Annotated in this window: 22 protein-coding genes and 1 pseudogene; 6 read left to right on the forward strand and 17 right to left on the reverse strand. The window is 66.4% G+C overall.

Features of this window, described 5'->3' with window-relative positions:
• Nucleotides 1–55 precede the first annotated feature (55 nt).
• From M1E17_RS17865 to M1E17_RS17905, 9 genes are all read right to left on the reverse strand, one after another.
• Complete coding sequence (locus tag M1E17_RS17865) at nucleotides 56–1,024, reverse strand: ABC transporter permease (RefSeq protein WP_457963273.1); 969 nt, start codon at nucleotides 1,022–1,024, stop codon at nucleotides 56–58.
• A complete protein-coding gene (locus M1E17_RS17870) occupies nucleotides 1,014–1,739 on the reverse strand; it encodes an ABC transporter ATP-binding protein (RefSeq protein WP_457963274.1) in 726 nt (241 codons plus the stop codon). Before M1E17_RS17870 ends, M1E17_RS17865 begins: the two co-directional genes overlap by 11 nt.
• A 42-nt stretch (nucleotides 1,740–1,781) precedes the next feature.
• Nucleotides 1,782–2,906 carry an ABC transporter substrate-binding protein gene (locus M1E17_RS17875; protein ID WP_457967816.1) on the reverse strand — a complete coding sequence of 375 codons (1,125 nt, stop codon included), beginning with the start codon at nucleotides 2,904–2,906 and terminating at the stop codon, nucleotides 1,782–1,784.
• Between the two features lie 135 nt (nucleotides 2,907–3,041).
• Nucleotides 3,042–4,208 carry an RtcB family protein gene (locus M1E17_RS17880; RefSeq protein ID WP_457963275.1) on the reverse strand — a complete coding sequence of 389 codons (1,167 nt, stop codon included), beginning with the start codon at nucleotides 4,206–4,208 and terminating at the stop codon, nucleotides 3,042–3,044.
• A 170-nt stretch (nucleotides 4,209–4,378) separates the two neighbouring features.
• Entirely contained in the window at nucleotides 4,379–5,818 is a 1,440-nt protein-coding gene (locus M1E17_RS17885) for a sulfate adenylyltransferase subunit 1 (RefSeq protein WP_457963276.1), read from the reverse strand.
• Entirely contained in the window at nucleotides 5,819–6,883 is a 1,065-nt protein-coding gene (cysD, locus tag M1E17_RS17890; RefSeq protein WP_457963277.1) for a sulfate adenylyltransferase subunit CysD, read from the reverse strand. It abuts the gene before it with no gap.
• Entirely contained in the window at nucleotides 6,880–7,608 is a 729-nt protein-coding gene (locus M1E17_RS17895) for a phosphoadenylyl-sulfate reductase (protein ID WP_457963278.1), read from the reverse strand. The genes cysD and M1E17_RS17895 overlap by 4 nt, the downstream gene beginning before the upstream one ends.
• Entirely contained in the window at nucleotides 7,605–9,353 is a 1,749-nt protein-coding gene (locus tag M1E17_RS17900; RefSeq protein WP_457963279.1) for a nitrite/sulfite reductase, read from the reverse strand. The genes M1E17_RS17895 and M1E17_RS17900 overlap by 4 nt, the downstream gene beginning before the upstream one ends.
• Nucleotides 9,354–9,533: 180 nt before the next feature.
• The gene (locus M1E17_RS17905; protein WP_457963280.1) at nucleotides 9,534–10,268 is read right to left on the reverse strand and encodes a sirohydrochlorin chelatase; all 735 of its coding nucleotides are present in this window, start codon (nucleotides 10,266–10,268) and stop codon (nucleotides 9,534–9,536) included.
• Between the two features lie 61 nt (nucleotides 10,269–10,329).
• Between M1E17_RS17905 and M1E17_RS17910 the strand changes: the two genes are divergently transcribed.
• Entirely contained in the window at nucleotides 10,330–10,998 is a 669-nt protein-coding gene (locus tag M1E17_RS17910) for a trimeric intracellular cation channel family protein (RefSeq protein ID WP_457963281.1), read from the forward strand.
• 14 nt (nucleotides 10,999–11,012) lie between these two features.
• Nucleotides 11,013–11,435, forward strand: a complete 423-nt coding sequence (locus M1E17_RS17915; protein ID WP_457963282.1) for a hypothetical protein — start codon at nucleotides 11,013–11,015, stop codon at nucleotides 11,433–11,435.
• Nucleotides 11,436–11,598: 163 nt separating this feature from the next.
• Here the strand turns inward: M1E17_RS17915 and M1E17_RS17920 are convergent, their stop codons facing one another.
• The 5 genes and pseudogenes from M1E17_RS17920 to M1E17_RS17940 form a co-directional block, all read right to left on the reverse strand.
• Complete coding sequence (locus tag M1E17_RS17920; RefSeq protein ID WP_457967818.1) at nucleotides 11,599–12,033, reverse strand: endonuclease domain-containing protein; 435 nt, start codon at nucleotides 12,031–12,033, stop codon at nucleotides 11,599–11,601.
• 315 nt (nucleotides 12,034–12,348) lie between these two features.
• Nucleotides 12,349–12,459: pseudogene (locus M1E17_RS17925) on the reverse strand (hypothetical protein); the annotation flags it as partial.
• 393 nt (nucleotides 12,460–12,852) lie between these two features.
• Nucleotides 12,853–13,953, reverse strand: coding sequence for a polyprenyl synthetase family protein (locus tag M1E17_RS17930; protein ID WP_457963283.1), 1,101 nt, complete (start codon nucleotides 13,951–13,953; stop codon nucleotides 12,853–12,855).
• Nucleotides 13,950–15,293 carry a geranylgeranyl reductase family protein gene (locus tag M1E17_RS17935; RefSeq protein ID WP_457963284.1) on the reverse strand — a complete coding sequence of 448 codons (1,344 nt, stop codon included), beginning with the start codon at nucleotides 15,291–15,293 and terminating at the stop codon, nucleotides 13,950–13,952. The genes M1E17_RS17930 and M1E17_RS17935 overlap by 4 nt, the downstream gene beginning before the upstream one ends.
• A gap of 5 nt (nucleotides 15,294–15,298) precedes the next feature.
• The gene (locus tag M1E17_RS17940) at nucleotides 15,299–16,096 is read right to left on the reverse strand and encodes a demethylmenaquinone methyltransferase (protein WP_457967820.1); all 798 of its coding nucleotides are present in this window, start codon (nucleotides 16,094–16,096) and stop codon (nucleotides 15,299–15,301) included.
• A gap of 121 nt (nucleotides 16,097–16,217) precedes the next feature.
• Between M1E17_RS17940 and M1E17_RS17945 the strand changes: the two genes are divergently transcribed.
• The 4 genes from M1E17_RS17945 (at nucleotide 16,218) to M1E17_RS17960 (ending at nucleotide 20,503) form a co-directional block, all read left to right on the forward strand.
• Complete coding sequence (locus M1E17_RS17945; RefSeq protein WP_457963285.1) at nucleotides 16,218–17,645, forward strand: isochorismate synthase; 1,428 nt, start codon at nucleotides 16,218–16,220, stop codon at nucleotides 17,643–17,645.
• A gap of 315 nt (nucleotides 17,646–17,960) precedes the next feature.
• A complete protein-coding gene (locus tag M1E17_RS17950) occupies nucleotides 17,961–18,764 on the forward strand; it encodes an ABC transporter substrate-binding protein (RefSeq protein WP_457963286.1) in 804 nt (267 codons plus the stop codon).
• 131 nt (nucleotides 18,765–18,895) lie between these two features.
• Complete coding sequence (locus M1E17_RS17955; RefSeq protein WP_457963287.1) at nucleotides 18,896–19,687, forward strand: amino acid ABC transporter permease; 792 nt, start codon at nucleotides 18,896–18,898, stop codon at nucleotides 19,685–19,687.
• A 12-nt stretch (nucleotides 19,688–19,699) separates the two neighbouring features.
• On the forward strand, nucleotides 19,700–20,503 hold the full coding sequence (locus tag M1E17_RS17960; RefSeq protein ID WP_457963288.1) for an amino acid ABC transporter ATP-binding protein: 804 nt from the start codon (nucleotides 19,700–19,702) through the stop codon (nucleotides 20,501–20,503).
• 100 nt (nucleotides 20,504–20,603) lie between these two features.
• Here M1E17_RS17960 and M1E17_RS17965 read toward each other — a convergent pair whose 3' ends face one another.
• From M1E17_RS17965 to M1E17_RS17975, 3 genes are all read right to left on the reverse strand, one after another.
• Nucleotides 20,604–21,554, reverse strand: a complete 951-nt coding sequence (locus M1E17_RS17965; RefSeq protein WP_457963289.1) for a hypothetical protein — start codon at nucleotides 21,552–21,554, stop codon at nucleotides 20,604–20,606.
• A gap of 184 nt (nucleotides 21,555–21,738) precedes the next feature.
• The gene (menD, locus tag M1E17_RS17970; protein WP_457967821.1) at nucleotides 21,739–23,520 is read right to left on the reverse strand and encodes a 2-succinyl-5-enolpyruvyl-6-hydroxy-3-cyclohexene-1-carboxylic-acid synthase; all 1,782 of its coding nucleotides are present in this window, start codon (nucleotides 23,518–23,520) and stop codon (nucleotides 21,739–21,741) included.
• Nucleotides 23,521–23,761: 241 nt separating this feature from the next.
• Nucleotides 23,762–25,837, reverse strand: coding sequence for a PhoX family protein (locus M1E17_RS17975; protein WP_457963290.1), 2,076 nt, complete (start codon nucleotides 25,835–25,837; stop codon nucleotides 23,762–23,764).
• Between the last annotated feature and the right edge of the window lie 78 nt (nucleotides 25,838–25,915).

The following is a 25,915-nucleotide window of genomic DNA, read 5'->3' on the forward strand; positions in this document are numbered from 1 at the left end:
CCCGACGGCGGGAGTCGCCGTCGGGCTCCTGACCTTCAGTTTTGGGAAGCCTGGGTTAGCGGGTGCTGCCCGAGAGCAGGCCGCGGCTCCGGAGCAGGCGCTTCTCGATCGGCGCGAAGACCAGCAGTTCGATCAGGATGCCGACCGCGAGGATCAGCAGGATCGCGGACATCACCACGGTCATGTCGGACAGCAGGCGGCCCTGGTCCAGCAGCGAGCCCAGGCCGAAGCCGATGGTCCCGCCCACAGCGATGATTTCAGCGGCCATGAGCGAGCGCCAGGAGAACGCCCAGCCCTGCTTGAGCCCGCCCAGGTAGCCGGGCAGCGCCGCGGGAAGGATAATCTGCAGTGCCATCTGGAGCCGTGATGCGCCCAGGACTGTGCCCACGCGGCGGTACTGCGGCGGGATCTGGTCCACACCGGAAATCAGGCCGTTGATGATGGACGGGATGGCACCCATCAGCACCACGAAGTACACGGTGGCATCCGTCAGGCCAAACCAGATGATGGCGGCCGGCACCCACGCCACGGACGGCAGTACCTGCAGTCCGGAAATCAGCGGCCCGAACGCGCGCCGCAGCGGAGCCACCTGGGACAACAGCAGCCCCACCGGCGTGGCGACGGCGACACTGATCAGGAAGCCGACGAGGCCGCGCTGAAGTGAGGTCCAGACAGCCTCCTGCAGCTTCCCCTCACCCCATAGCACGCCAACCTGCCCCAGCACATCAAGCGGACCGGGAACGAGGTCCCGCCGCTTGACGCCGAGCGACACGTAGAACTGCCAGACGAGGATCAGCACCACCAGGGCGGCGATCGGCAGGAGCACCCGGCTCCAGTCGATCCGAGCCTTGCGGGCGGCGTCGGATTGGAGGGAGTCAAGGCCGGATTCCAGCTCGCGCAGGTCCTCAGAGCCGGTGGAGGACCGGGTCAGGGCCGCGGTGATGTGCCGGGTTTCGTTCGGTTCTGCAGGTGCTGTTGGTTCCGAAGAGACGGATTCAGCGAGCGGAGTGGGGTTACTTGGCATGGCGGCGAATCTCCTCCCGCAGCCGGGCTGTGATGACCCCGGTCAGCTGTCCGGCAAGCCCGGCGTCGGTTCGGTGTTCCTCGGTCACGGCCCATTCCTGGACCACGCGGCCCGGACGGGAGGACAGCAGCAGCACGCGCTGGCCCAGCCGGACGGCCTCGCGGACGTTGTGGGTGACAAAAACGATGGTGCGCCCGGTTTCCTTCCAGATGCGCTCCAGCTCGTCGTGGAGGAGGTCGCGGGTGATGGCGTCCAGGGCCGCGAACGGCTCGTCCATAAGCAGCAGCTGCCGGTCCTGCGCCAGGGAACGGGCCAGGGACACGCGCTGCCGCATGCCGCCGGACAGCTCGTGCGGCCGCTTGTCACCGGCAGTACCGAGGTGCACCAGCTCCAGGAGTTCCTGCGCTTTGACGCGCCGGTCTGCCTTGCCCACGCCGCGCAGCCTCAGCGCCAGCTCGATGTTCTCCCGGGCCGTCAGCCAGGGGAAGAGGGCGGCGTCCTGGAACATAAAGGCCGCGCCGTCGCTGGGCACTTCAAGAGCGCCCGACGTCGGGACCTCCAGTCCCGCCATGATGTTCAGCAGGGTGGACTTGCCGCAGCCGGAGGCTCCGAGGAGGGCCACGAACTCGCCCTTCCCGATGTTGGCGTTGACGTCGTCCAGCACCGGGGCGCCGTCGCCGAAGCGCTTGCCCAGGTTTTCCAGTACGACTGGCATGGTCCCGTCCTTACGTTGGTGGTTGATGCTGCAAAGCGGCGGTTAGTCGTCCCCGAGGCCGGCGGCCGGTATGGACTCACCGGTCACTTCGTTCAAGGCTTTGAGGTCGAACAGGCCCTTGATGTCCGCCTGTTTGGTGGTGCCGGCCTCCACGCCGTCCTTGAGCAGCCTGGGGTAGGTTCCGGCCAGCGGATCCACGGTGAACACGATGTTGCCCAAGGACCTTTCGATGACGTCGGCCGGGAGCGCGGCTCCGGCCGACTCCTGCAGCGCGGCGTTGATGACAGCGGACTTCTCGGCGGCGGGGGCGTCGTTGAGCCATGCCACCGATTCTGCATGGCCTTTCAGCAGGGCCTTCACTGTGTCCGGGTGCTCGGCCGCGAACGTCTTGTTAACGATCAGGATGGTGGTGGGAAACTCGCCGGGCTTGCCGGAGGCCGAACCGTCCCAGAGGTCCTTTTCGTCCACCAGGACCTTGGCTCCGGCCTGGAGCACCAGCCGGGACGCCCACGGTTCAGGCAGCCAAGCGCCGTCGAGCTTTCCGTCCTGGAACAGCTTGAGCGTCTGGGCGTTCTCGGTGGGGTTGATCAGGACATCACCGCTGCCGTCCACGTTGGTCTTGTAGCCCTGTGAGCCCAGCCAGGCGCGCAGCGCCACGTCCTGGGTGCCGCCGAGCTGCGGGGAGGCGAGGGTCTTGCCCTTGAGGTCCGACGCCGAGTTGATCTCAGGCCGGACCACCAGCTGGGCACCACCGGCGGCGGCGCCGGCGATGATGCTCACGGATTCACCCTTGCTCTTGACAAAGGAATTGATGGCCGGATTGGGGCCGATGTAGGCAGCGTCAATGGCGCCCGCGTTCAGGGCTTCGATGGCGGCAGGTCCGGCGTTGAAGGTCTCCGTGCTGAGTTTGGTGCTGCCCAGGTTCCTGGCCAGGAAGCCCTGCTTGAGGCCCACCAGGGCGGGAGCGTGGGTCAGGTTTCCGAAGTAGCCCAGCTTGAGCTCGGCTGCCGGCGTGGGCGGCGGGGAGGCAGCGGCGGCATTGCGGGAGACTGTGGAAGCCACCACGGCACCTGCAGCGATCAGGAGGACCAGTCCGATGGCGAGGGCAGCCTCGATGGCACGCTTGCGCTTGGGCACCGCGCTTTCGCCTGCCACGATGCGAATCATCCCGGGCTTGGAACTAGTCATTGGTTCACCATAGGGAGTCACGTAAACCCGGTTCAATGAAGCGGAAACGGGGGGTCACGCGCGTTCATGTAGCGTCATATTCGCCGCACTTGGCCCGTCATATCCCGCGTGGCGTCAGTTGCCCTTGACGTTGACCAGCTGGCGGAGCTTATGCCGGATTGTGACGAGGTCCGCCGCGTCCCTCATCACCACGTCGATGGGTTTGTAGGCCGCGGGGATTTCGTCGATGAAGGCCTCCGTAGCGCGGAATTCGATCCCGTGCATGGCCGTTTTCAGCTCCGCCAGCGAGAACGTTTTGCGGGCAGCGTTACGTGAGTACTCGCGCCCAGCCCCGTGCGGTGAGGAGTTCAGCGACACTGGATTGCCCAGGCCCTCCACCACGTACGACGCCGTCCCCATGGAACCGGGAATCAGTCCCGGATCGCCGTGCTCGGCTTTGATGGCGCCCTTGCGCGACACCCAGACGGTTTTTCCATAGTGCGTTTCCTGCTGGGTGAAGTTGTGGTGGCAGTTGATCCGCTCCTGCTCCTTCACCGGCCCGCCCACCCAGGTGCTGAACTGGGTGATCACGCGGTCCATCATTTCCTCGCGGTTCAGCAGGGCGAAATGCTGGGCCCAGCGCAGCTCCTCCATATAGCGGCTGAACTGCGGCGTGCCCTCCTCAAGGTAGGCAAGGTCCGGATCGGGAAGCGTGATCTGCCTCTTCCGGGTCAGGTTCTGCGCGACGCCGATATGGTGCTGCGCGATCTTGTTGCCCACGCCCCGCGAGCCGGAGTGCAGGAACAGCCAGACGCCGTCGGTTTCGTCGGCGCACACCTCGATGAAGTGGTTTCCGGATCCCAGCGAGCCAAGCTGCAGCTCCCAGTTGGCCACATACTGCGCAGGGCTGAACCCGGCCTTGGCGGCCATCCTGGACAGTTGGGCAACGCGGGGTTCGGCAGTTGCCTGGACCTTGCGGTTGTTGTGTCCGGCGGAGAGAGGGATGGCGCGTTCGATGTTCTCCCGCAACCGCTTCCTGTCCTTCGGCAGGTCCTTCAGCGAGTACTGGGTCCGGACGGCGATCATCCCGCAGCCGATGTCCACCCCCACGGCGGCCGGGATGATGGCACGTTCGGTGGGAATCACGGACCCCACGGTGGCGCCCTTGCCCAGGTGCGCGTCCGGCATCAGCGCCAGGTGCGGGTAGATGAACGGCAGCCGGGATGTTGCCAGGGCCTGCTCACGCGTCTTGTCATCCAGGATCGAGGCCCAGTTGATGAGTTTGCTGTTGATCTGTTCCACGGTGTGCCCTCCCACTTCCGATGATGGTGGGGCAGCTGCGGCGAGGCAAGGGCCGCCGTCGAACCCGGCCCCACAGTAGGAACGGCCCTGCCCCGCATAACCGGTGTGGGACAACACCGTTCGTGCGGGGCAGGGCCGTTCGTGCGTGGCAGGGCCGTTCGTGCGGGAAATCAGATGGAGTAGCGCTCGTCCTCGTGGTCGCCCGGGTGGTCCTTGATCAGGCCTGCGGCCAGCGTGTTGCCGTCCAGCGGATCGATCACCAGGAACGCTCCGGTGCGGCGGTGGTGCGTGTAATTCTCCAGCGGCAGCGGCGCGGAGAGCCGGAGCTGCGCGTGGCCGATGTCGTTCAGCTCAAGGCTTGATGTGGCTTCGAGCTTGAAGGAGGCCAGGTCAAGCTTGCCGCTGACGTTGCGGACCAAGGCCTGGACGGTGCGGGTGCCGTGCTTGACCAGCACCTTGGCGCCTTCACGCAGCGGCTTGGGTGAGAGCCAGCACAGGGCAGCGTACAGGTCAGCCGACGATTCACGGACAGTTCCGGCGGCGGCAATGGTGTCACCGCGGGCGACGTCGAACTCGTCAGCCAGGCGGATCGCCACAGACTGCGGAGCGGCGGCTTCCTGGAGCGAGGCTCCGGCGAAGTCGATGCCCACCACGGTGGTGGTGCGGGGGCCCTGGCCGGGGGTCAGCACAGAAACCTTGTCCCCCACCTTGACGGAACCCTCGGTGATCTGGCCTGCGTACGCACGGTAGTCGCGGTAGGCCTCAACGTCCAGGCCGGCAGCCACGGCGTCGGGAGCCAGCGCACCCTGCGGCCGGACCACCAGCTGCACCGGGAAGCGGAAGCTTTCCAGCTGGGTGTCGATTTCGTCGGCGGCCGGCAGGGTCTCCAGGACCTCCAGCAGGGCAGGACCGTCATACCAGGCAGTGCGCTCGGAGCGCTCCACCACGTTGTCGCCGTCGAGCGCGGACACGGGGATGACCAGCAGGTCATCGATGTGGTCCGCGGTGCCCAGCTCGGCGGAACCGATGCCCAGTTCGCGGGCAACCCGCTGCACGTCAGCCTGGATCTCGCGGAACACCGACTCGCTGAAGTCCACCAGGTCGATCTTGTTCACGGCCACAATCACGTGCGCCACCCGCAGCAGCTGCAGCACGGACAGGTGCCGGCGCGTCTGCTCCAGGACACCCTTGCGGGCGTCAATGAGTACGACGACGGCATCCGCGGTGGACGCGCCGGTCACCGTGTTTTTGGTGTACTGCACGTGACCGGGGCAGTCGGCCAGGATGAAGCTGCGCTGGTCGGTGGCGAAGTAGCGGTAGGCCACGTCGATGGTGATGCCCTGCTCGCGCTCGGCGCGGAGGCCGTCCGTCAGGAGGGCGAGGTCGATCGCCTGGGTGCCAGTGGCGCCGGCACCGCCGAAGCCGCGGTCCGCTGAGGTGCGGGCGACGGCGTCGAGCTGGTCTGCCAGGATCGCCTTGGAGTCGTGCAGGAGGCGGCCCACCAGAGTGGACTTGCCGTCGTCGACCGATCCGGCGGTGGCGAAGCGGAACAGGGTGGTGGGCAGGGCTGTTTCCAGCTCGGCGGCCAGGAGTGAAGTCTCGGTGCTCATTTAGAAGTAACCATCCTTCTTGCGGTCTTCCATGGCTGCCTCGGAGATGCGGTCATCTGCACGGGTGGCACCACGTTCGGTGATGGTGGAGGCGGCAACTTCGATCACAACGTCGCTCACGGTGGCTGCGGCCGATTCAACGGCACCGGTGCAGGACATGTCGCCCACGGTGCGGTAGCGGACCGTCTTGATGATGACTTCCTCGTGCGGCAGCGGCTGGGAAACCTCGCCCACGGCACGCCACATGCCGTCGCGGGCAAACACTTCGCGGTCGTGGGCGTAGTAGAGGCCCGGCAGCTCGATGTTCTCGCGTTCGATGTAGCGCCAGATGTCCAGCTCGGTCCAGTTGCTGATGGGGAAGGCGCGGACGTGCTGGCCCACGGTGTGGCGGCCGTTGTACAGGTTCCACAGCTCGGGGCGCTGGTTGCGCGGGTCCCACTGGCCAAACTCGTCGCGGAGGCTCAGGATGCGCTCCTTGGCGCGGGCCTTGTCCTCGTCACGGCGGCCGCCGCCGAAGACGGCGTCGAACTTGTTCTGCTGGATGGCGTCCAGCAGCGGAACGGTCTGCAGCGGGTTGCGGGTGCCGTCGGCACGCTCGGCCAGCTCGCCGCGGTCAATGAACTCCTGGACACTTCCGACGACGAGCTTCAGTCCCAGCCGTTCCACCGTCCGGTCGCGGAAGTCGATGACCTCGGGGAAGTTGTGGCCGGTGTCCACGTGCAGCACCGGGAACGGGACCTTGCCCGGCCAGAACGCCTTGGTGGCCAGGTGCAGCATGACCACGGAGTCCTTGCCGCCGGAGAACAGCAGCGCGGGCTTCTCGAACTCGGCAACAACCTCGCGGATGATGTGGATGGCCTCGGACTCAAGCGTGTCCAGGCTGGAGAGGCGCGTTGCGACGCCGAATGCCGCCCCCGCCCCTTCGCCGCGCGACTGATCTTCGATCAGTCCTGCGCGCGGCTCCGACAGGCCCGATGCCACTCCCTGGGCGGCATTCGGCGTCTCAGTAGCGTCGGTTTCCAGCACAGACAACTCCAGGTCCTCGTTGGTGGTTTGGGTGCTCATACGTGTAGTCCGCATTCTGTCTTGTCGGTCCCTGCCCAGCGGCCGGCGCGGGGGTCGTCGCCCGGCGCCACCTTCCGGGTGCAGGGCTGGCAGCCAATGGAGGGGTAACCCTGGGAAAGCAGCGGGTTCACGGGCAGGAGGTTGTCATCGGAGTACTGCACCAGCTGGTCGAACGTCCAGGCGGCCACCGGGTTGACCTTGACCAGGCCGTTAGCCTCGTCCCAGGTGACCAGCGGCGTGTTGGTGCGGGTGGGTGACTCGTCGCGGCGGACGCCGGTGAACCACAGCTCGTAGCCGGCCAGGGTGCGGCGCAGCGGGGCCACCTTGCGGAGGGCGCAGCACTGGGCGGCGTCGCGGGCAAAGAGGTCCTTGCCCAGGAGCCGGTCCTGCTGTTCCACAGTGTTCTCCGGAAGCACGTCCACCACGTTGACGCGAAGGTTTGCTGCCACCTCATCCCGCGTGGCGTAGGTCTCCGGGAAGTGGTAGCCGGTTTCCAGGAACAGGACGTCGACGCCGGGCATCTGGTCAGCCACCAGGGCAGGCAGCACGGAGTCGGCCATGGAGCAGGCGACAGCTACTGCGGGCAGGTCGAAGTTGCGCTCCACCCAGGCGATGACGTCGCGGGCGGGTGCGTCCCAGCCGAGTTCGGCAGCGCCGGATTCGGCCAGCGCCTTGAGTTCGTCGTGGCTGCGGAGGGCCGGTGCCGTTGACTGGTCGTTGCTCACTGCAGGTCCCCCTCATCAGCTGCGTGTGCCCATTCGGCAAACGTCTGGTTCTCGGAGCGCTTCGCCACGAAGGAGCGGACAACCCGCTCCACGTAGTCCGGCAGGTCCTCGACGTAGACCTTGAGCCCGCGGACGGTGCGTCCCAGGCCGGCCTCTTCCCGGTCGGTGGAAGCCAGCCCGCCGCCCAGGTGGACCTGGAAGCCGGGGGTGGGGTCGCCGTCGGGCGTTGGCAGCATCATGCCCTTGAGGCCGATGTCCGCGGTCTGGATGCGGGCGCAGGAGTTGGGGCAGCCGTTGATGTGCAGGGACAGCGCGTGCGGCAGTTCGCCGGACGCGGCGAGGTCCGCCAGGCGGCGTTCCAGCTCGGCGACGGCGGTTGCGGCGGTGACCTTGGTTTCCACGATGGCCAGCTTGCAGTATTCGATGCCGGTGCAGGCGATGGTGCCGCGGCGGAACACGGACGGCCGGGCGGAGAGGCCCAGGGCGTCCAGCTCGGCCACCAGCGGCTCAACCTGGTCCTTGGCGACGTCCAGCACCACGAGCTTCTGGTGCGGGGTGGTGCGCAGCCGGTAGGAGCCGCGGGCCTCGAGGGTGTCAGCGAGCTTGACCAGCGCAGCGCCGGAGAGGCGGCCGGCCAGCGGGGTGGCGCCGATGAAGAACTTGCCGTCCTTCTGCTCGTGCACGCCGATGTGGTCGCCCGGCGAGGTGGGCTTGGGCGCGGCGGGACCGTCGGCCAGCTTGTAGCCCAGGTATTCGTCCTCGAGGATCTGGCGGAACTTCTCCGGGCCCCAGTCGGCCATCAGGAACTTCAGGCGGGCCTTGGTGCGCATGCGGCGGTAACCGTAGTCGCGGAAGATGCTGGTGACGCCGAGCCATACTTCGGCGGCTTCCTCAGGCTTCACGAAGGCACCCAGGCGCTTGCCGAGCATCGGGTTGGTGGACAGGGCGCCGCCGGCCCAGAGGTCGTAGCCCACGCCCAGCTCGGGGTGTTTGACTCCCACGAGGGCGAAGTCGTTGATCTCGTGGACCACGTCCTGGCTGGGGTGGCCGGTGATGGCGGTCTTGTACTTGCGCGGCAGGTTGGAGAGCAGCGGGTTGCCGATGAAGCGTTCGCCCAGTTCAGCGATCAGCGGCGTGGGGTCGATGATCTCGTCCTTGGCGATGCCGGCCACCGGGGAGCCCAGGATGACGCGCGGAACGTCGCCGCAGGCCTCGGTGGTGGACAGGCCAACGCCTTCCAGGCGGGTCCAGATTTCCGGGATGTCTTCCACCCGGATCCAGTGCAGCTGAATGTTCTGGCGGTCGGTGAGGTCGGCCGAGTCCCGCGCGAAGTCAACGGAGATCTGGCCGATGACGCGCAGCTGCTCGGTGGTGAGCGCACCGCCGTCGATCCTGACCCGGAGCATGAAGTACTTGTCCTCAAGCTCGTGCGGCTCAAGCGTGGCGGTCTTGCCGCCGTCGATCCCGGGCTTGCGCTGGGTGTACAGGCCCCACCAGCGGAAGCGGCCGTGCAGGTCCTGGCCGGGGATGGAGTCGAAGCCTTCTTTGGAGTAGATGGACTCGATACGCTCGCGCACGTTAAGGCCGTCGTCTTCCTGTTTCCAGGTTTCGTTGGCGTTCAGCGGAGTTTTGCCGTCCACTTTCCACTGCCCGTGCGGCTTGGCGGCTGGGCGGGAAGAGGTGCGTGCGGGGCGCTTGGAGGCAGCGGAGTCCGCGGACGCTCCGGCTAGAGCTGTATCAGTCATGCATCGACTGTAGGGCCCACCCGAATAGCGTCACAAAGGTCCCGGAAACCCTAGGTCACCTAGGGAAACATTTCGTCACGAAACGCCGGACAGCCTTGAAGACGGCAGCGTGCTGTGCTTCGGCGGCGGCGTTTAGTGGGCGGCCGCCGCGCTGTTTTAGTGGGCGGCGCGGCGGCGGTTTTAGCGACCGGCTGCGACGGCGGCGTCGTAGCGTTCCAGCGCAATCTCGGCCAGCACGGGCGACGGCAGCAACGGCGCAGTCACGAGGTCGGCCCCGGCCTTCGCAAGCTGGTCATGGAAGTAGCCCGGCGCCAGGAGGTAGGAGGCGATCACCACGCGGCCGCCCAGGTCAACACCGCCGGCGGACTCCCCCGCGCCGGCACCGCCCTCGGCTTCCTCGCGGAGCATGGCGACGGCGTCGGGCACCGAGGGTTTGGCGGACGCTCCGTAGGCGGCGACGATCCTGTTGGACCGCAGCTCGCTCAGGTGCCCCAGGAGTTCCTCGACGCTGACGGCTGCGTTGGGGTTGGAAGACCCGGCAGCGGCCAGGACGACGGCGTCGCGGTCGGTGACGCCCGCCTCACGCAGGCGCTGGTCCAGCAGGGCTGCCAGCCTGGGGTCCGGGCCCAACGGCGCGGCGGCGAGGCTTCCCGGCCGGCTCTTGACGGCCCGGGCGATGTCCACCTTGACGTGGTAGCCCACGCTTAGCAGCAGCGGCACCACCACAGCCGTCTCGCCTTCGGGGAGCGACGCCATCACGTCCACAAGATCCGGCTGCTGGACGTCCACATAGGCCTCGCGCACGTCGAGTCCGGGGCGCAGGGCCGCGATGGCATCGCGCAGGGCGTTGACCTCCGCGGCGCCCTGGGGGTTGGACGTCCCGTGGGCGCAGGCGATCATGATGGGGCTGTTCATAGGGGCTAGCGTAACGTTGGAGCCGCCCTGTCCGCCCTCTTTGAAACCGCCGGGACGCTCCATGACATTCCCTTTTGACATCGCCCTGGTATGGCTGGACCTGGCCGGTGTCTTCTTCTTCGCCGTATCCGGATCCCTCCTGGCGGCCCGGAAGCAGTTCGACGTGGTGGGCTCGCTGCTGCTGGCCTCCCTCGTCTCCCTGGGTGGCGGCATCATCCGCGACATCATCCTCAACACCACTCCGGCCGCCTTCACCAATCCGGCCTACCTGGCTCCCCCGGTCCTGGCCACCGTGCTGGTCTACTTCCTCTTCTCCAGCGTCCAGCGCTTCACCTCGCTGCTGACCCTGTTCGACGCCGGCGGGCTGGCCCTGTTCTGCATCACCGGAACCCTCAAGGCACTTGCACTGGGCATCAACCCGGTGGCGGCCGTGCTTTTGGGAGTTACGACGGCGGTGGGCGGCGGCCTGCTGCGCGACATCACCGCCAATGAGGTACCGCAGCTGTTCGATCCCAGGGACCTCTATGCACTGCCGGCCTTCAGCGGCGCGGTGTTAACCGCAGTGCTGTGGGTTCTGGGCGGCTTCACTGCAGTGAGTGCGTGCGGGGTGGCGGCTGTGGTTTTCGCCTTCCGTGTGGTGGCCTGGCGCCGGTCCTGGCGTATTCCTTTGGCTGTTCGCGGCTGGCAACGGCTTGGCGTTGACGAGGGCAAGTTGAGGGACGGAAATTAGCTAGGATAAGAGCCATGACTGACATGTTCCTCGAGAAATTCCGCGCGCTTGTTCCGAAGTATCTCGAAGACGAATGGCAGGAAGAGGACGGGCTGCCCACGGATGAGCTTGATGCCGCCCTCGCCGAACACCAATTCCAGGTTCCCCTGGTCCTGCGCGAGTTCTACCAGGCCCTCGGCGGCTGCGAGGACCTCATGGAGGCCTACCACTACTTCTGGGATCCCGAAGAGCTGGAAGTCGATGACGAAGGCTTCCTGATGTTCATGGAGGACGAGGAAGAGCAGTTCACCTGGGGCTTCCGCGTAGGCGACCTCAGCGTTCCCGATCCCATTGTGTGGCGCCGCAACAACGCCCGAGGCCAGTGGAAGAACGAAGAAGGAACCTTCTCTGAGTTCGTCTTCGACATGTTCGAGTGGGCGTTCAACGACGAAGACTAGGGGCTCTTAGGGTTCTTAGTGTCCTCGGGGCGCCGTCGTAGGCACGGAAATGCGTAAGTTTTAGCTCCCGGGCAGCTGGGCTCCCCTGGATTTGCAGGGCTGGCTGCCCCTGACCTCGGCAAAACTTACGCAATTGCGTTCCCACACGCCGCCAACGGGCCTGTCAGGCTCCATGGAACCTGCCCTGACGCCTCAGCTCAAGAACTGCCAGCACTTCGGCCACCATATCGTCCGGGGAGTGAACAACGTCTGCGTAGTAGTACCGCAATACGAGGTAGCCACCCAGAACGCTCCTGTTGTTCCGCCGCTGGTCCCTCTTCACAGCCTTTGGTTCAAAGTGTGTGGACCCGTCGAGTTCGACAACCAGGCAGTCCTCAACCAGGAAATCCACTTCGCCCACTCCAGGGATGAATACGTGCCTGCGGACGCGGAGGCCGGCCCGCTCAAAATGGGTGTTTGCCAAGACTTCCAGAAGTGAGTCCGCTCTGGGAATCAGCAGGTCGAGCACGTCCCGCACCTTGCCGTTCCGCCGCCCAGGTGACTTTGAGTAGAGGAAGTCCAGCGCTATGTCTCCGCGTCCCACCGCTGATTGCACCATTACAAGGGACTCCAGTTCGGGCAAGCACCGAAGCGAGTGCAGCAACACGTCAGCGAGGCCGGCAACTGGGAGCCAGGCATGCCTTGGGTGCCGCGGCCGTGGGTGCTCTACAAGGCCAGATACGCGCTCGGGATGGCTTCGGCACAGATGAACAGCGCTGGCATCCCTGAGAACCCACAAGCCATAGATGGGGGCGGCCGACAAACAGGTCAGAAGACCCCCATGCGCGAGTGCTTCGCCGAAGCCCTTGGAGCCTGGCAGGACATACACTCCTCGGCTCAGGCGCAGCACGTGGCCCCGGCCGACTGCCGCTTTTACGGCTGCCCTGCTGAAACCCGATCCTTCCAGCTGGCCCGCCCTGGCTGCACCACCATGGCGCTGGAGAAAGTCGACGATGTCCACGAGGAAAGAATGACGCCCTTGCATCACCGCAGCGACGGTCCAGCCGGCGTATGTGGACAATCCTGGCGAAGCTTCTGCCCCGAAATGCGTAACTTTCAGCGCGGAGCCGCCCGCAAAAACCCGGGTTTGCAGGCCTTGTCTTTGTGGAGGACGCCAAAAGCTACGCAATTCCGGCACCTGTGCCCCACGAAGGAAGGTGAAAACGTGTGACAGCGAAGTAACAAGGGGCTTGCATCTTGTGACAAACCTGTCATAGACTGTTCACGGATCCGCTAAACGCCTCCGGCGGATTTGATGCGAACGGAGAAATAGCCTCGGTTCAATGCAACGTGATGACTCGTATCGTTGCAGCGAGCCGGGGCTATTCCGTTTTTAAGCCCACTTGGCGCTGAGGCCGCAGAACCTCAGCGCGCGGAACTAGCTGGCCCGGTCCACCACTGCCAGGGCAAAGTTGGACAGCGAGGCCTTCACCACACCCTCCGGCAGCGGCGCCAGGGCAGCAATTGCTTCGTCAGCCCAGCCACGCGCCACAACCCACGACTCGGCCGTGACGGGGTGTTCGCGCAGCCCGGCCACCGCGGCAGCCAGGGCAGAATCTGACGTGAGGTCGCCGTCGATAAGCTTCAAAAGTTCGACGGCGGACTGGTCACCGGACGCCGCATCCCGGCGCAGGAACAGGACCGGAAGCGTGGGTACACCTTCGCGCAGGTCCGTGCCCGGGGACTTGCCGGACTTGACCTTGACACCGGTGACATCAATGACGTCGTCGGCGAGCTGGAAGGCCACACCCACCTTTTCGCCGTACTCCACCAGCAGGTCCTCGTAGGCAGGATCGGCGCCGGCGAAGATGGCGCCAAGCTGGCCGGAGGCAGCCACCAGGGAGCCGGTCTTGTCCGCGATAACGGAGAGGTAGTGCTCCACCGGGTCCTCGTCCGGACCCGGCCCCACGGTTTCGTGGAGCTGGCCCAGGCAGAGCCGCTCGAATGTACGGGCCTGGATGCCCAGGGCGCGGGAGCCCAGCTCGGACACCAGAATGGAGGCGCGGGCAAAGATGAGGTCGCCGGTGAGCACAGCCACGGAGTTTCCCCAGACCTCGTGGGCCGTGGGGGCGCCGCGGCGGAAGGGAGCCGAGTCCATCACGTCATCGTGGTAGAGCGTGGCCAGGTGTGTCAGTTCCACCACCACCGCGGCCTGGACCACAGCGGGCAGCGAGGCGTCGCCAAGGTGCGCGCACAGCAGCGTCAGGAGGGGACGGATACGCTTGCCGCCGGCCTCCACCAGATGACGCGACGTTGCATCAGCCAGAGGATCGGAGTTGGCAATGGCTTCGCGCAGCTTTTTCTCCACCCGCGCCAGGTTGGTGGTGATGGCGGGGCCCAGCTCGGCATCCTCCGCGATGGCCGCGAAGCCTGCGGGCAGCTGAAGTCCCGTGGCAATGGCGGTGGTGTTGAGGCTGGGTTCGGAGTCCGGCAGGCCGTGCCCGGCGTGCGTCCAGCTGTGGTCTGCGGAGTTGGTCACGGGTTAACCCTAACTTTTTGTTGCGGATACCGCTGATTGGCGTGCGTTGGGGTGCGCGTCGCTGTATTGGCTGTGGCAGGAACCAGCGACTCCAGGACGCGGATGGCCCTGTCCTCGAAGCCCTTGGCGGCAGGGTCTGTGAGGTTGGCCAGCAGCCGCACCACAAACCTCATCAGGACCGGGACGGGCATTCCAGTCCGCAGCGCGAGTTTCATCACGGCGGGCTTCCCGATCAGCGCGGCGAAGGCCCTGCCAAGCGTGAAGTGCGAGCCCCACTGGTTCCGCACGTAGCCGGCGTACCCCGCAAGGTGCGCGTCGGCGTCGTACGTTCCGGCGGCCGCCAGAGAGCGTGAGGAGGCGTCAATGATGAACTCGGCCGCAAAGCGCGCGGACTCCATGGCGTAGGAGATGCCCTCGCCGTTGAAGGGGGACACCATGCCGCCGGCGTCGCCCAAGAGCAAGAGGCCGGGCGAGTAATGCGGAGTGCGGTTGAAGCCCATGGGGAGCGCGGCGCCGCGGATGTCCCCCACCTCGTTGTCCGGCGTGAAGCCCCACTCGGCGGGCATGCCGGCGGTCCAATCGCGCAGGACCTGCTTGTAGTCCAGCTGGCCGAATTCCTTGGACGAGTTCAGGATGCCCAGGCCCACGTTGGAGGTGCCGTCGCCCACGCCGAACACCCAGCCGTAGCCGGGGAGCAGGCTGCCGTCGCGGCCCGGGAGTTCCAGCCAGCCTTCCATCCAGTCGTCGTCGTGGCGCGGGGAGGTGAAGTAGGTGCGCACGGCCACACCCAGGGGACGGTCGTCGCGCTTTTGGATTCCCAACGACACCGCTGTGCGGGTTGAGTTGCCGTCCGCGGCGAGGACGACGTCGGCACTGAACTCGCGCGTCTCCCCCGTCTTGCGTCCGGACTCATCCAGCAGCGCTGCGCGGACACCGGTCACGCGGCCGTCCTCGTTGCGCAGGGCTTCCGTGACGCTGTGCCGCTCGAGGATCTCGGCGCCGGCAGCCTGGGCATGGCGGGCCAGTTCCTCGTCAAAGCCCAGGCGCGTGCGGATCAGGCCGTACTGGGGAAAGTCGCTGACCTCGGGCCAGGGAAGCTCGATGGTCCGCCCGCCCGCAATCAGGCGCAGGCCCTTGTTGCGGCGCCAGCCATCGGACTCAGGGTGCGGCAGGCCGAGCTTCTGGATCTCACGCACGGCGCGCGGGGTGAGGCCGTCGCCGCAGACTTTCTCGCGCGGGAAGCTGGTCTTCTCCAGGACGGTCACGGGCACGCCGGCCCGGGCAAGGTAGTACGCAGCGGTGGACCCGGCCGGCCCCGCGCCGACAATCAGAACATTCACACCGGTCAGCGTGGGATGCGCGTGATGTTGCGGCGGAGCTTGGCGACTGGGCCCTTGTTCGCGGCGATGGCGGCAGCAGCGGCGTCGGGCCCGCCTGCCGTGTCCGGCGATGCCGGCTTGAACGCGCGGTGTACGGCCACGATTCCGCCGGTGAGGTTGCGGTAGGTCACGTTTTCCCAGCCGCTCTCCTGCAGCCAGGCGGCCAGGTGGTCCTGGTCCGGCCAGGCGCGGATGGACTCGGCGAGGTAAACGTAGGCGTCCGGGTTGGAGGCAACCTTGACGGCGATGGCAGGCAGCGCCCGCATCAGGTACTCGGTGTACAGGTTGCGCCAGAGCGGCACCACGGGCTGGGAGAACTCGGCGATGACCAGCTTGCCGCCGGGCTTGGTGACGCGGAGCATCTCGGCAAGGGCCTTCTTGGGCTCGTTGACGTTGCGCAGCCCGAACGAGATGGTGCTGGCGTCAAAGGTGTTGTCCGCGAAGGGGAGGTTGGTGGCGTCGCCGGCGATGAAGTCGATGTCCGGGCGGCGGCGCTTGCCCACCTTGAGCATTCCGAGCGAGAAGTCGCAGGCCACCACGTCTATGCCGGCGTCGGCATATGGCTCGCTGGAGGTGCCCGTTCCGGCAGCCAGGTCAAGCACCCGTTGGCCCCGCGAGACTTCCATCGCTTCCACCACGACCTTGCGCCAGCGGCGGGTCTGCCCCATGGAGAGGACATCGTTGACGACGTCGTATTTAGGTGCGACGTCGTCAAACATCGTGGCTACTTCGTCCGGACGCTTATCCAAGGATGCTCGGTTCACCATGACATTGTCTCAAACGTTAGGCAGGCCGACGAACCACGGGCGTTTCGGCCGGCTGCGGCCCTCAAAGTGCCCAAGGATACCCAGGTGACACAGTAACCTCGGGTACCGTTGAGCAATCATGACGAGCACGTTCCGCACCGGCGTTATCAAGACCTTGACAGTCCCCCTGGATGGCACAGCATCTCCCGGGGGCCTGCCGCAGTTTCTGGTCCGGGACGACGTCCTCTGCTGGACCCGGCGCGAAGCCGGACTGGTGGGATTCGGCGAAATCACCCGGTTTACGGCCAGCGGCCCGGACCGCTTCCTCGAGGCCGACATTTGGTGGCGCCACCTGGTTTTGGAAGCCGACATCACCGACGCCGTTGAGCTCCCCGGCACGGGCCCTGTCGCCTTCGGATCCTTCGCCTTTTCCAAGAAATCGGCCCACGAGTCACGCTTGATTGTGCCGGAGATTGTGGTGGGTGTCCGCGACGGCAGTTACTGGCTCACCCAGTTAACGTTCGACGACGGCGAGCTCACCGAGGCGGGCGCCCTCGCCGCCCTGGAACGCTGGCTGAGCGGCAGCACCTCTGCCGCTTCCCTCGCCTCCTCCACTCCTGGGGATGTGCCGGCTGGTGACGTTCCCTCTGGGGATGCCCCCGGCGGTGACGTCCCCGCAAAGGCGGGTGGCGCCGTCGTACGTCCTTTGCCTTTGGCTGCCGGCGCAACGCTGCACACGGGTTCGCTCAGCGAGGAAGCCTGGATGGCCGCCGTCGCTGCCGGGGTGGCCGAAATCCAGACCGGAGCCCTGGAAAAACTGGTGCTGGCCCGCGACATTGTGGCCACTGTTCCGTCCGGTGTGAATGCCGCGCAGGTGCTGCGCGAGCTGGCCGTGCGGTACCGCGAATGCTGGACGTACGGCGTGGACGGGCTGGTGGGGGCCACGCCGGAGATGCTGATCCAGGTGGAGGGCCGGACCGCCCAGGCGCGCGTGCTGGCGGGGACACTGGACCGCCGCGACGCGCATGGTGAGGCGGGAATTCCCATGGATTACGCCGAACGGGTCCTGGCCGGGTCGGAGAAGCAGCGGCACGAGCACGAGATCGCCATCCAGTCGCTGACGTCCCAGCTGGCGCCGTTCTCCGAGGCTATGAACGCGCACGACGAACCGTTCATTCTGGAGCTGCCCAACGTGTGGCACCTGGCGTCGGACGTGAAGGCTGAGCTGACCGAGGTGGAGGGCCACGTGCCTACGTGCCTGGCCCTGATCAACGCGCTGCACCCCACGGCTGCCGTCTGCGGAACCCCCACGCTGGTTGCCGGCGCGCTCATCCGCAAACTCGAACATCTGGACCGGGGACCGTATGCCGGCCCCGTGGGGTGGCTGGACGCGGCGGGCAACGGCGAGTGGGGCATTGCGCTGCGCGGCGCCGTCATCGAGGATCCGCATACGGTGCGGCTGTACGCCGGCTGCGGAATCGTGGACGGCTCCCAGCCCGAGGCGGAGCTCTCTGAAACGTGGGCCAAGTTCCGGCCGATGCTCGAGGCTTTGGGCATCAGCAGCTAACGTCCGCGCCAGGCCGCCGTGCATCCGCCCCAGCTCCACCCCCGCCCACCCCAACCCGGCCACACCTCCCCCCAGCCACCGAACACCCAACTGGGTAGCGCTATCTGTCGTTTTGACGGCCCATAACGACAGATAGCGCGACCCAGTTGGGAGGAGTCCGGGATGCGAGACACCCCCAGGTTCTACGGGCTTGATTTCAGCCGTGATTTAGTTATCCAATAGTGAAAGTAAGTTTCCTGTGATGCACATCTCTTATTCGGGCTACACTATGAACCGATTTAGTACCGCATACTCCTGCAACAAAAGGTAAGAAACATGCAGCTCAAGTCCCTGGCCACGGCCAAAATTGCCGCCAAGGCAGCAGCAATCCTCGCCGCCGGTGCCCTCACCCTCACGGCATGCGGCGGCGGAACCACCACACCGGCAGCCACCGAGGGCGGGGTCCAGCTCATCAACCCCGGCAAACTCACGGTCTGCTCCGACATCCCCTACGAGCCCTTCGAATTCGAGAAGGACGGCGAGACGGTGGGCTTTGACATCGACATCGCCAAGGAAATTGCCAAGGACCTCGACGCCGAACTGAGCATCGTGGACAGCTCCTTCGAAGCGATCGAAACCGGCACCGCCCTCACCCAGTGCGACGTGTCCATCTCCTCGATCTCCATCACGGATACCCGCAAGGCAGTGATGGACTTCTCCACGCCGTACCTTGATGATGACCTTGCCCTCGTGGCCAGCAACAAGTCGGGCATCAACAGCCTGGACGATGCCAAAGGTAAGAAGGTAGGCGTGCAGCAGGCCACCACCGGAGCGGATTACGCCACCGAGAAGGGGATCGACGCCCAGCAGTTCGAGGACACCGGCCTCCTGATCCAGGCACTCAAGGCCGGAACCATCGACGCCGCCCTGGGTAACCAGTCTGTCCTCGGCTACGCCATCAAGGACGACAACGATTTCGAGAGCGTGGAGAAGTTTGCCACCGGCGAGCAGCTTGGAGTCGCCATCAAGAAGGGCGACAAGCTCATGGCCGAGAGCGTCAACGTCACGCTGGAGCGCCTCACGGACGACGGCACGCTGGATAAGCTCAAGACCACCTGGTTCGGCGACACCGCCAAGTAACCGGCTCTGCGGCCCCATCCAGGCCGGCCTGAGACCTTCACAGCCCTGAGAACTACGCAGCTGGGGCCCCGGACGAGCTGTACCCCCATCCGTCCGGGGCCCCAGCCACGCACAACGAATGTGAGCACCCCTTGGCAATGACCGCACGTGAACGGGCCAGAGTGAGCCTGTACGTCCAGGCCGGAATCTTTATTGTGGCCGTGGCCGCGCTGATTCTGGCCACCGACTGGGAGACGATCGGAAACAGCGTCTTCAACTTCGGCAAGATCGACCCGATGTTCCCCAACATCTTCATCATCGGCCTGAAAAACACCCTGATCTACACGTTCCTGGGCTTCATCGTGGGCCTCTCCGGCGGCCTCGTCCTGGCGCTGATGAAGCTCTCCAGCTTCCCGGTGTACCGCTGGATCGCCACCGGCTACATCGAGTTCTTCCGCGGCATCCCGGCCCTGCTGGTGTTTATCGCGTTCGGTTATGGTGTCCCGTTGGCGTTCGGCGTCTCCTGGAACGTCACCATCATCGTGATGATCTCGCTGGGCATGGTGGCCTCGGCATACATCGCCGAAACCCTCCGCGCCGGACTGCAGGCTGTGCCCAAGGGCCAGCTGGAAGCCGCCCGCTCCCTCGGCATGCCGCAGTGGCGCGCCATGGTCTCCATCGTCATCCCCCAAGCCTTCAAGATTGTGCTGCCGCCGCTGACCAACGAGGTCATCCTGCTGACCAAGGATTCCTCGCTGATCTACGTCCTGGGCCTGACCGCCTCGCAGTACGAGCTCACCAAGTTCGGCCGCGACGGCATCTCCAGCCTGGGTGCCGGACTGACGCCGCTCCTGGTGGCCGGCGCCTTCTACCTGGTCATCACCATCCCGCTGAGCCTCCTGGCCCGGAAGTTCGAAAGCCGCTCCGCGCGGACCAAGCGATAGGCAGGGAAGACAATGAACGACGTCGTACATTCCTCCGGCGGGGGAACCGCAACAATCCACGCAGCCGGCGTGTCCATCCAGAACCTGCGCAAGTCCTACGGCACCAATGAGGTCCTCAAGGGCATCAGCCTGGACGTGGCACCGGGTGAGGTGGTGTGCCTGATCGGCCCCTCCGGCTCCGGCAAGTCCACCCTGCTGCGCTGCGTCAACCTGCTGGAGCAGCCCAACGAGGGCACCATCCAGGTGGGCGGCTTCGAAGCCACCGATCCCGATGTGGACATCGACAAGATGCGCCGCAAGGTGGGCATGGTCTTCCAGCAGTTCAACCTCTTCCCGCACCTGGACGCGAAGCGAAACTGCTCCATCGCCCAGACCAAGGTGCTCAAGCGCTCCCAGGCCGAGGCGGACAAGGTGTCCATGCACAACCTCGAGCGCGTGGGGCTGGGTCACCTGGCGGACCGCTTCCCTGACCAGCTCTCCGGTGGCCAGCAGCAGCGCGTTGCCATTGCCCGGGCCCTGAGCATGGACCCCGAGCTGATGCTCTTTGATGAGCCGACCTCGGCCCTGGATCCGGAAACCGTGGGCGATGTCCTGTCCGTCATGCGGAACCTCGCCAAGGAGGGCATGACCATGCTGGTGGTGACCCACGAGATGGGCTTCGCCCGCGAAGTGGCGGACCGCGTGGTGTTCATGGACGGCGGCGTGGTGGTGGAGGAAGGCGCGGCTGAGCAAGTTGTCGGCGCACCAACGCAGGCCCGCACCAAGGAATTCCTGCGCCGCGTCCTGGACCCGACGCACATCGAAATCGAAGAGTAGGCGCGCTTAGTACCTTTTCGACGCGCTTATGCCCTGGCGCTAGTGGTTTATCGCTAGCGACAGGGCATTTGTGCGTCATGGGCTCTTTAGCGCGTCGAAATTAGCAGAACGCGTACGACGGCGGGGCACGCCACCCGCCGCCAGCTTGCGTTCCAGCCCCCCCGGGCTCCATCAGCTCAGACCAATCCCACCGCACCACGTTGAACCCCAGCGCCCGCACACGATTCTCGCGGTTCTTCTCGTCCACCACTGCTTGGGATGGGGTGCGTCCCTTGAGGAACTCGGGTTTGCTGTACTTGGCCACGCCATCGAATTCGCCAACCACCTTGGCCTGCTTCCAGTAGAAGTCGGTGTAGCCCACCAGTCCGTCAGCGTCGCTAATGGCATGCTGCAGGACCGGAGGCTCGAATCCGGCAACATGCATCAGGGCGCGGCTGTAGGACTCCCCTGCTGAACCGGATAAGGGATCAGCGAAGGCAATGGCCGCCCGGATCCTCCCCTGGGCCGCGGAACTGTAGGCCGATACGATGCCGGCCTCCAGCTCATCCTTGCTGAGGGCACGCAGTCGCAGGGTCCGGTCCGGCTTCAGCACATGATCCAGGGGCGCGGCCGCGGACGTAAACGGCGTGAACGCTGCAAGGTCCAGGACGGTGCGTATGCGCCCAGTGACCAGCAGGCCCTCCCGCCGGACCACCGTCAGTGTTGAGGGATCCGCATAGTGGCGGCTGACTCCGGCACGGGAGCGGCCGCCGTCGTTCTTCAGTGCCAGAGCCTGAACGGGGTGGTGCAGGCCAATGGTGGGGATCCCCCAAACACTGGCTGCGGAGTGCCGGGCGAATACGGTGGGGCCTTCGAAGGTTTCGGCTGCGGCCTGAACGCGGAGCCGGTACTGCTCCCAGGGGTAAAGCTCCCGCCACGCCGCGCCGTCGGTGTAGACGCCGTGCCGGACCCTTACGAGCGAACCGGCTTTCACCCGCCTGGCCAATTCGTTGGGCCGCAGCCCGTGCAGGATGCGGTCACGGGCCAGGAGAAGGAGCGGTAGGTCTGTCATTCCTTGAAGATGCCAGCCGCGAGGCCCTGGCGGCAGGTCCAGGCCCCGCTATGTGGAGAACGCTGACGACCGACCTGTTCTTTTTCGACGCGCACCCTCCCTGGCGCGAGGGAAATACGGGCCGCGTCAGGGATTAGGCGCGTCGCCAGGTGGGATGCGCGTCGCCAGGTGGGAGGCGCGTCGCCTACCTGGCGAGGACTCCTGCGACGGCGGCAGACACCGTAGCCTTGATGGTCGCGTGCAGCTGCCTCAGGGAGTGGCGGTCGGTGCGCACCTCGATGATGCTGCGGCCCTTGATCGGCTGGGCCAGCGCTTCGCCAAGGGCCGCGGTGGTGCTGACCGAGCAATGCGCGACGCCGTACGCTGCGGCGAGTGCCGCGATGTCCACGCTGTGGGGGGTGCCGAAGAGCCGTTCGACGGTGTCCCCGTACCGGCCGGCTTCATCCACCGCGCCGTGTTCCAGCAGTCCGAAAATGGCACCGCCGGAGTCGTTGAGCACCACTATCCGCAACTGGGGTTCTTCCTCGCCGGAGCCCAGGAGCAGGCCGCCGGCGTCATGCAGGAAGGTGACGTCACCCAGCAGGACGGTGGTTTCCTGCTGGCCCCCCAGGGCAATTCCGGTGGCGGTGGAGATGGTGCCGTCGATCCCGGCCAAGCCGCGGTTGGCGTACACGGTGGCGGAGGGCTCGGGCGCGGGGAGGCCGGCCAGGTCAACGTCGCGGATCCCGTTGGAGGAACCCAGCAGAAGCTGCCCCCGGGTGTGCTTCCACACCAACGATCCGACGGAGGGCCCGGTGGCGGGACTCGACCCTTCTACCGCGTCACCGGAGGCGCCACTGGAGGCACTAGCGGAATCACCACTGGAGACGCCTGAAGGAGACGCACCGGCCAGCACACCATCCAGTGCGTGCTGCGCGGCGGATCCGGCCAGGAGCCAGGCATCAAGCCAGGCGGACGGGCCGCGGCCGGCAAAGTCGGCAAGGTCGGTGAGGCTCTCCAGCGGAAGTTCCGTGCGGCGCCCGGGCTCGTACCAGGCCACCGGAACCGGCTGGTACAGCGCGGAAGGCACATCGGCCCGGGCCAGCAAAGCAGCAACGGGCCGGGAAAGGGTGGGCCTGCCGAACACCACCACCCGCTCGATCGGGAGGGCAGCAGTGGGACCGAAGTGTTCCAGCAGCAGCCGGTAAGGCCCCACGGCATTCGGCCCGAAGCGCGCATTGGAGGACGGTTCCGCAAGCAGCGGAAGCCCGTGGGCGCGCGCGAACGCCTCGGCGACCGGACCGGCGTCGTGCCCCGCAAGCACCACGGTGCGGCGCTCCGGCAGGGTTTCGGCAGCAGGCGGCAGGCTCATGGTGAGGGGTTCGGTGCCGATCCGGAAACGTTGCCGACCGGCCGCCGTCGGGAGCGTCTCCTCCGGCGAAGGAACCAGCGGGTCCCGGAAGGCGAGGTTCAGCTGGACCGGGCCCGGTGCGAGGTCCGAGAACGCGCCGGTGGCAGCGGCGAGCGCAGTCTCCACCGCGCGGAGCGGGCTGCTGCCGGCGGCGACGTCCGCGGCGAAGCGGACGTGCTCGCCGAACAGATCCAGCTGAATGGTGGTCTGGTTGGCACCGGTGCCGCGAAGCTCCTCGGGCCGGTCGGCGGACATCACCACCAGCGGAACGGCGGCGTGGTTGGCCTCCATCACGGACGGCAGGAGATTCCCGACGGCGGTACCGGACGTCGTGAGCACGGCCGCCGGGGAGCCCGTGGACAGTGCCAGGCCCAAGGCTGTGAAGCCTGCGCTGCGCTCGTCGATCCGGACCAGCAGCTCAACCCGGCCGGCCGCGGAAGCCTCGGCCAGGGCATAAGCCATTGGTGCGGAGCGGGATCCCGGGGCCACCACCACGTGCTGGACGCCGCCGTCGATCAGGGCGTCGACGGCGATCCGCGCTGCCGCCAGCGACCCCAACGGAGTCGCAGGAAGCACGGCCGGAGTCTCCTCGTCGGCTGGGGCGTCGGGGGCTGGTTCGTTGAGCGAAGTCACCAAACCAGTCTGCCACCCCCAACGCGCTCCCACTCCCCTGCCTCCAGGCGTTGCCCTATCACTTTTGGTCGCCAAACAGCGGGTGAAGGGACCAAAAGTGATAGAGCAACGGGAGGGGCGGAGGGGAGGAAGGGGCGGGAGGAGGGGCGGAGGGAACGAGAGGCGGAGGGGTGAACGGAACGAACTAGGCGTCCGTGCGGAACACCTGGATCACCGACGGACGCGGCGCGCGCGCCTGGCCGGCTGCCGGCGTCGCACCAACGGCCACGTAGTCCGGGAAGAACGAGACCTGCTGGTCGAACGAGCCGTCCTCCCCCGGGTGCTGCACGGAGACGAAAACGGTGCGTTCGGCGTCGTGGATGATGGGCCCGCAGGTTTCGCCATCGCGCGGGACGGCCAGGAACTGTTCCACCCTGCCGCGCTCGGTGCCGTCCAGGGTGACCTTGAACAGGCCGTCCGCCTTGCCGATGCCGGAAGGGGCGCCGTCGGTGGAGATCCAGAGGTTGCCCACGGAGTCGAAGGCGAGGTTGTCCGGGCAGGAGATGGGCGAGACCTTGTCCACGGGGAAGCCGGAGAAGTAGGTGACGTCGCCCTGGGCCGGATCGCCGCAGACCATCAGCAGGTTCCAGGTGAAGGTGGTGGAGGTCTGGTCCCCGGTTTCGATGATTTCCACGATGTGGCCGTCGCGGTTCTGGTTGCGCGGGTTGACCTCGGTGGCGCCCTCGTTGGACCCAACACCGCGGTTGGAGTTGTTGGTGCAGGCCACGTAGACCTTTCCGGTGAAGGGGTTCGGCTCCACGTCCTCACAGCGGTCCATCTTGGTGGGGCCCACCTTGTCCGCGGCGAGGCGGGTGTACACCAGCACTTCCTCGACGGACATGCCCGGCACCGCGGAGACCCCGTCCACCACCAGAGGCAGCCACTCGCCGGTGCCGTCAAAGGCGCCGTCGGCGGGAACAGCGCCGGTGCCGGTGATTTCGGCGGCCGGTGAGTTGCCCGTGAACTTTGCCACGTACAGGCTGCCGGCGGACAGGAGGGTCATGTTGTGCGCCCGGTCGCCTTCGCGGTACTTGTCCTTCGAGACGAACTTGTAGAGGTAGTCGAAGCGCTCGTCGTCCCCGGAGTAGGCCACCACATGCCCGGACCCGGCGATGATGACGTTGGCACCTTCGTGCTTGAAGCGGCCCAGCATCGAGTGCTTCTTCGGCATGGAGGTGGGGTCGAACGGGTCAACTTCCACGATCCAGCCGAAGCGGTTGGCCTCATTTTCGTAGCCGGCGTTGCGGGTGTCCCACCGCGGTTCGTCGAGCTCCCACTGGCGGGCGGTGGGCTTGGAGGTGATGCCGTAGCGCTTGTCACCGGCGGAGGTGCCGTTGCCGGCGAAGTAGCCCTGGAAGTTTTCCTCGCCGGACAGGATGGTGCCCCACGGGGTGGTGCCGCCGGCGCAGTTGCCCAGGGTTCCCTTGATGAAGCGGCCGTCCGGGTCCTCAACGGTCTTGACCAGCGACGAGCCGGCGGCCGGACCTGTCAGTTCGTAAACGGTGGAGTTCAGGTAGCGGCGGTTCAGCCCGGCGCCCTTGACGTACGTCCACGGCGTGTTCTTGTTCTTCCGCTCCAGCTCCACCACGGAGAGCCCGTGCGCGGCAGCCCCCACAGCGCGCATCTGGTCTGCCGGCATGGTGGCCGGGAACATGATGTTCTCGTTGGTGTACTCGTGGTTCGCGAACAGCACCGCCCGACGTCCCTTGCTGCCCGGAATCTCCAGGATGTCCGTGTAGTCGTTGTTGTAGCCGAACTGCTGCTCCTGTGCGGCAGCCGTCTGGTTGTTCAGGTCAAAGGCCGGCGCGCCGTTGAAGATCGGATCGCCCCAGCGGATCACCGGCTTCCAGGTGAAGCCCTCCGGCACAGTGACGGAGTCGACGGCGGCATCAACCGGCGCGATGGCCGTGAACTGGAGCTTGGACTTTGCAAAGCCTTCCTTGGCCGCGGGCGCCAGCCCGCCGGCAGCCGCCGGTTCCGCGGAGGCCAGGTTTCCACCGAGTACGACGGCGAGCGCACCGGCGGCCCCGAAGCCCAGGGCGGCGCGGCGGGACATGGTGGCGGAGGCGATGTCGCGGAAGTAGCTGTTGGAGCTCGTGTTGCAGACGTCGCCGGCGCAGGCGTTGTCGCACTTGAGGGCGCAGGTGACGGCGCTGCGCTTGCCCTTCGTATGGCCAAGCATGGGCAGCAGGGTGAACTTGCGGGCTGTCGTTTCAGACATGGGGGCCTTCCAAGAATTCGATGAGGTCCCGCCCACCCTGTCAGCCGGTTCCTACGTAGAGCCGTCAGCCAGATGAAG

The sequence above is a fragment of the Arthrobacter sp. D1-29 genome, from assembly GCF_054130585.1.